This is a genomic window from Corynebacterium sp. KPL2895 (assembly GCF_040225815.1).
GTDB classification, from domain to species: domain Bacteria; phylum Actinomycetota; class Actinomycetes; order Mycobacteriales; family Mycobacteriaceae; genus Corynebacterium; species Corynebacterium rhinophilum.
In genome coordinates this window covers 1-6558 of sequence record NZ_JBEHFY010000040.1, presented here as the reverse complement: position 1 = coordinate 6558, position 6558 = coordinate 1, and the positions used below count along the sequence as shown (strand labels likewise).

At 52.7% G+C, this 6558-nt stretch carries 3 protein-coding genes and 2 pseudogenes; 4 read left to right on the top strand and 1 reads right to left on the bottom strand.

What is annotated here, in order from left to right:
• Positions 1–82 precede the first annotated feature (82 nt).
• The 4 genes and pseudogenes from ABRP95_RS11745 to ABRP95_RS11730 form a co-directional block, all read left to right on the top strand.
• Positions 83–784: pseudogene (locus ABRP95_RS11745) on the top strand (IS6 family transposase); the annotation flags it as partial.
• A gap of 70 nt (positions 785–854) precedes the next feature.
• A protein-coding gene (locus tag ABRP95_RS11740) for an IS3 family transposase (protein ID WP_502880374.1) occupies positions 855–2092 on the top strand; the annotation gives its coding sequence in 2 pieces (ribosomal slippage) (positions 855–1176 and positions 1176–2092; 1239 coding nt in all).
• 494 nt (positions 2093–2586) lie between these two features.
• Complete coding sequence (locus tag ABRP95_RS11735; RefSeq protein ID WP_284864650.1) at positions 2587–3780, top strand: ATP-binding protein; 1194 nt, start codon at positions 2587–2589, stop codon at positions 3778–3780.
• A complete protein-coding gene (locus tag ABRP95_RS11730) occupies positions 3777–5090 on the top strand; it encodes a DUF6414 family protein (RefSeq protein ID WP_349838679.1) in 1314 nt (437 codons plus the stop codon). The genes ABRP95_RS11735 and ABRP95_RS11730 overlap by 4 nt, the downstream gene beginning before the upstream one ends.
• A gap of 1015 nt (positions 5091–6105) precedes the next feature.
• Here ABRP95_RS11730 and ABRP95_RS11725 read toward each other — a convergent pair.
• Positions 6106–6558: pseudogene (locus ABRP95_RS11725) on the bottom strand (hypothetical protein); the annotation flags it as partial.

The following is a 6558-nucleotide window of genomic DNA, read 5'->3' as shown; positions in this document are numbered from 1 at the left end:
GGTGACAGGAGTTCATTCCAGGGCTTTGGGTGCTGTTGCAAAGTTGGGGCAGTAGGAAGAGCGACGTGAAATAATCACAGCCATGGGTATCTTCTCCGGTCGTCATTTCCCCCGTGACATCATTCTGTGGGCAGTGCGGTGGTACTGCCGCTAGGGGTGAGCTACCGAGACTTGGAGGAAATGATGACTTCAGCGGGGTGTGCCGGTTGATCAACCACGATCTACCGCTGGGTCCAGAAATACGCCCCTGAGCTGGACAAGCAAACACGGTGGTACCGGCAGGTACCTGACTGGCAGGCCAGTTCCTGGCGGGTGGTGAGACCTATATCCGGATCGGCGGCAGGTGGTGCTACCTCTATCGGGCGATCCCCGCCGGTGGCCAGCCCCTGGACTTTTACCTCTCTCCGAAGCAGAACGTGGCCGCAGCGAAACGTTTTCTGGCCAAGGCTCTCAGATACAATGCGTCAGCCGGGTATCCCAGAGTGATCAACACCGATAAAGCATCCTCCCTAGCCAGGGCAATCGCCGAGTTGAAGTCAGGGGGAACCTGCCCGCCAACAGTGGAACACCGACAGGTGAAATACCTCAACAACATCCTAGAAGGCGACCATGGTCGACTGAAGCGGATCCTCGGGCCGAAAGGTACGTTTAAGAACCGGACATCTGCATATCGGACGTTGAAAGGGATGGAGGCGATGCACTCATTGCGGAAAGGGCAAGGCACTGTGTTTGACCTCACGGGCAACCGAACCCGGACGCGGTGATCGTCAACAGGGTCTTCGAGGGACCTGACCCCCTGGTGGTGGACACGCTGAAACCAGCATCTCGCTGGGGAAGTGAGGTACCTTTCCACCATGCCACGCAAGACCTACACCGAGCAGTTCAAGCGCGACGCAGTCTCGTTGTACGAGTCGACCCCCGGAGCAACGCTCAACGCGATCGCCTCCGATCTCGGGCTCAACCGCAACTCCCTGCGCACCTGGCTCGACGCCTTCGGCACCGGCACCAAAACCAACGCCAACGGTAAAAAAGTCGCCAGCCCCATTGCCGCAGCCAACAGCGCACGCACGCCTGCTGAAGGACTCTCCGACGCCGAACGCATCCGCGTGCTGGAACGCGAAAACGCCAAGCTCCGGGAGGAACGAGAGATCCTCCGCAAGGCGGCCAAATATTTCGCGGAAGAGACGAACTGGTGAACCGCTTCCGGTTCGTTGATGACAACCGAGGCCTCTACGAGGTCAAGCGGTTATGTGAGGTTTTGAAGATCAACCGGTCCTCGTATTACAAATGGAAATCAGCTGCTCCTGCCCGCCGGCGACGCGTCCTTGACGACGCGGTGCTGGGAGCGAGGATCAAGGCCGTGTTCACGGCCGAGAACGGCTGTTACGGGGCGAAACGCGTGACGGCGGCCATTAACTCCGATCCAGCCAACGACGCCCTTTTCAATCACAAGCGCACCGCCAGGTTGATGCGCCAGATGGGCCTGTTCGGCTACACCAAAAAACGCCGGGTGAAGACCACCGTGTCTGCGAAACGGGCTCCGAAGTTGCCCGACCTGCTGAAACGCCGGTTCACCGCGGAGAAACCGAACACCATCTACGTCGGCGATATCACGTACCTGCCGATCGCGGACGGGTCGAATATGTACCTGGCAACCGTCATCGACTGCTATTCACGGCAGTTGACCGGTTTCGCGGTCGCCGACCACATGCGCACGGAGTTGGTCGAAGAAGCCCTCACGATGGCCCACAGGGTCCGAGGCAACCTTGACGGGGCGATTTTCCACTCCGATCATGGCAGCGCCTATACCTCTGAGCAATACCGGAAGCTGTGTGAACGATTCGGTCTCACCCAGTCGATGGGAGCAATCGGGACGAGCGCGGACAACTCGTTGGCGGAGTCGTTCAACGCCACGCTGAAACGGGAAGTCCTCCAGGACGAGTCCGTTTTCCCAAGTCAGCTCGTATGTCTTCGGGACGTGTTCCGGTGGTGCACGCGCTACAACACCAAGCGCTTGCACTCGTGGTGCGGCTATCGCTCGCCGAACGCCTTCGAAGCCGCCGGATCAGCTACACTTACGATCTCATCTTGATTAAATCCCCGTGTCCACTTTCCGGGGTTCGGGCCCGAGACGGCCTAACAACGCCCACACGCAGCGGCCATCAGGAAATGAGAAACTGAGTCTTCGCTGCTCTCCGCCCAACTTTGCAACAGCACTAAACAATCACTCAACGACCTGCGCATTTGCTCAAACTTTCACCACACAGCGATCCCAGTCAGAATTCGAGTATCGGCCCGCGATCTATCCAGACGGCAACCCGCCGTCAGAAAATCAAATCCGCAACCAATGCTTCATTCATCGCCACCTCAAATGTTTGGCACACAAAATTACAGCAACACGTCGAATCGGAATCCTAAGCATCCTGCGGATGCAAATGACTAAAGGAATCGCGTGCTTCCTGTTAAACGATGCGGATATACTGAGACGCTAATAAATCTCAACCTATAGAGTGAAGCCCACTCAGGCCGTAAACATCCATCAACCTCGCATGTAATGCCGCGGGAGCAATCGGAAGAAGCGAATCATTGGACGAACCGTTAACAACACTCACGGTTAAGCTCGATCACTTCACACCCCAAGGAACGCCGATGGTGCGTTTACCAAATGGGCTGCTTTTAGCCGGGAATCAAGAGATCAAGACATTGAGCCCTAAGGTAGGCGACATCCTCGTGTATTCCTCGGGCTGGGAAATCGCATCCGACGAGAGCTGGGAGGTTAAGGCCCAAATTGGGGTTATCGAACAAAAGTCCGGCCCCGACGAAATTCTTATGAAGACTCCAGACGGGTATGCCCACAAGTTGGTGCATAAAAATGCTCGATGGAGTCTGGGAGATTACGCCCTCTTCAATGAGAGTTCTTCGATTTTGAGAGTCATCCCACAAGAAGCAGCGCGAAAAAGCACTATCGAGGATGAAGCCAGTGCCTCGAAGTTTCGTATTGACCTAGACCCTGAGAGATTTCAGTGGGACTATTTTGTCGGCTCGCAGGAGATACTGACCGACGCAAAACAAATAGTAGAGTTGTACACCACGCTGGAGGGACGAGAGTTAATCTCACAGATGAAGGTTGATCCTGTACACGGGATCCTTTTCGCAGGTCCACCGGGAACTGGGAAGACCTTTTTAGCTCAAATAATGGCAGCCCAGTCTGGGTCCGCCTTCTATTTGGTTACAACCGCGTCTCTAGGTGGTCAGCTAGTCGGGCAAAGTGAAGAACGACTTGAAGCAATATACGAGGACGCTGCTAAACAAGAAATGTCAATCATTTTTGTTGATGAGATTGATGTTTTAACTAAAGACCGTTCGAATGCGTATGAAAACGGTTCCCGTCTCGTTAATGTATTTCTCACGAACATGGACGGAGTAGGGGCACCTGAAAATGTCCTAACTATCGGGGCAACCAACCGTATTTCCGACATTGACCGCGCACTGCGCCGACCCGGGAGGTTTGACCGCGAAGTATATTTTCGTCTACCGAATCAAATGGACCGTCTTGAGATTTTAAAGTCTCGCACGCCAACGCTAGCCAACGATATTGATTTCGATAAAATTTCGTCACAAACCGAAGGATGGACTGCCGCAGAACTACGGTCGATTCTCCAGTACTCAGGAGAGTTAGCTGTCATCGAAGGTCGTTCAAGAATATATAATGATCACTTTCTTTTGGGATTTGAAAAAGCGACTACCGCGCGAAATGCTCGAAAGGGCGAAGAAAAGTGAATATTAAGAGTTGGTTCCGAAACTATAGGAAGAAGCAGGAAAGCTTCCGTCGCTCACGGATTCTAAGGAAAATCGAGCGGCTTTCCCGTAAAGCGTCACCGCTGGGCGACATAAGACAGTTCCTCTATCTCGATGAATTGGCTCTTCGTAGCTTGTATATCTCCCGGTTCGGTCCTGAGGATGCCAAAACGACCCTTACTCAGACGAGAACAAAGGACTTAGGATTAACACTCGGAGGCGGTGCGTCCATTTCTCACCTCAATGATAGGGCCTCGAATGGCAGATCATCTATCAGCTTCCGATCTGGAAAAAGCAGAGCCCTACAGATCGAACAAGTCTCTTCAGAACAGTCTCTTTTCAGAGATTTTGTGTCGAGAGAATCCTATGCCGGAAAAGAAAGTCAGATCTGGGACGGCGTGCCGCAATCCAGCATTCAACGAGAGTTACTGCCTGGTCGACTACACCGCGGGCAACTAATTCAGGTCAGAATACGCCTAGAAGCCCATTCAATTTATGCCTATAGCACCATTGCTAACGCGCTTGTCGAAACCTCGGCCAATACTCCAGCGCTTGGAATTTCCCAGGATGACACCTTTATCCAGGCCGCCCAACTAATTCAGCAAATGCTAATCGGCCAAATTCCAATAAACTCGGAGCTCGTTGATTGGGACTGGGACGAAGAAGCTAGCACACTCATCCGTCGATCTGATGACAAGGCAAATAGTCCTATTCGTCTTGTCGGTCTTACCCAACTCGACAACTATTGGGGAGATGTTCGAGGCTTTCTTTTCGACCAATCCGAGTGCATTGCCCTGGTTCGAGTTAGCCAAGATACCCCCTCGACTAGCTGGTCTCCCCTCAAGCTCTTCGATGCTGCTAGGGGATTGCCTGGCTTCGACGGCTTTGATACAAAAATCGCCGAGTTGAATTCCTTGTTAAGCGGAAAGCAGAAAGCAGAAACACCGCTTTCAGATGCAGTGGAAAGAATCCTCAGCCATTACCTACAAATCAGAACCGACAATGAGGAGCTCAAGGTTCAACTAGAGCCACGAGTTAACGAAATAGCTCAAATGGTTCCCAATAGTTCTCAAAGTCAACTTAATGATGCATTTAACCAAGTTGATGTTTTACTTTCGTCGTCGGGAAGCACAGAAACCACTCCCGATGAGATCGGAAACTTGCGAAGCAAGGCAATTAAATTAGGCCGAGGAACCGGAGCTCCACTAAAGAGCGAGGAAAACGTCTTACGCCCACCGAACGATGATTCAGATCTCTATTTGGTAGGCGATATCATCGCTCTGTACTGGTAAAGACTATTTAACCCGTAGTGACTATTTCACCGTCATTCGCAAGAGAGGGATCGGAAGCTTTGCGTATGAGGGCTACTTCCTCAGTCACGGCAGAAAGCGCGCACCGCGCTCCCCACACGTGAGAAAATCGAGCCTTCCTCTATAGCGGAGCAACAGTCTTACAAAGCGTCTCCTACAAGACACAGACAGCACAAGCATAACTGGAGCCGCTGCAGGGACAATAGGCCTGTCACCTTGGACCAACACACTGATATATGACCTATCGACCGCGCCCGCATCCGCCTCTTTCGGAGTCATATACCTTGGGCTCTTCCCCACGGCAATAGCATTCACCGCATGGGGATATATTTTATCGCGCACGAGCGCTGGGAAACAGCAGCCACGACGCACCTTGTCGCTGTGGTCGTTTTGCTCATGCCAGCATTAATCCTCGGGGAAGTGAAGTGATACTGCGCTACTAACTGCGCCGTCTTAAACGAGGTCTGTGTTTTCCTGATCCCGTCGTGTGCCAAATATAGCCACCAGCGTTAACCGTGCCGAGCAACTTGTGGTTGTGGATACCGGCTAGCACCTTGGTGGCAATGCGCTCAGTGGCCACAATCTGATAAGGGCGCATAATCCGCAACACTGTGGCCGAAATATTTTGCGTACCTCAACCTCTAAGTCGTGCTCACCTGAATTCTCATGAGTGACATGTAAACCTGCTCTCACACCCTTGGTAGAACACACAGAATCGTCATGGTAAAGACCCTCAATGTGAAGTGGGAAGATTGTAGACCGGCTAAGATGCCCACACTACGCTGCGGCTTCACCAGTGGTAAGAGGCCCTCGCCCGCCTTGAAGGCGCTCTGAACCTCCAAAGCCCTTACTCCACCACCCTGCGAGTGAAGCGAAAGCCATCGTTACTTACTTTTCTCCAATCATAAGATCCACGAGAGCTCCTAGATTGTTAGCGCACCTCTTACCGTTTTCAGCAGGCCTGTTACGACGGCATCCCAGTGCCCATCTTCGGTCTCTACGATTCAGGATTTGTGGTCCCACTATGTCGTTTCGCAAGTTCATTAGCTAGATCAGCAGTGATTTTTACTGCTTCCGGGGGATCGGTGACCCAGATGTGGTCCCCAAACTGAAGCAATTGCCTTACCCCCTGAATATCCGCATATCCCACCACGATACGGACAAAGTTTTCGTCCACGGGTTCATAATGGATAAGCCGTGATCCCAAAATACGAGATGCCATATCAAGCCGAGTCGCTCGAAGAAGTGCGGTGATTCGAACTGGCATGTCTTCTTCTAATTGCTCAACGAGCTGCGCCCACACCCTTTTGCCAGGTTGCGTCCAGTAGCGTGGTGTATCTGTAACTGACGGTGGGCCCCTTATGAATGAGGCCGGCGACCACCGTAGTACCTTTCGATTCCGTAACCACACTTCCTCGAAAGGGATAACCACGATGGCCGCTAGCCCATA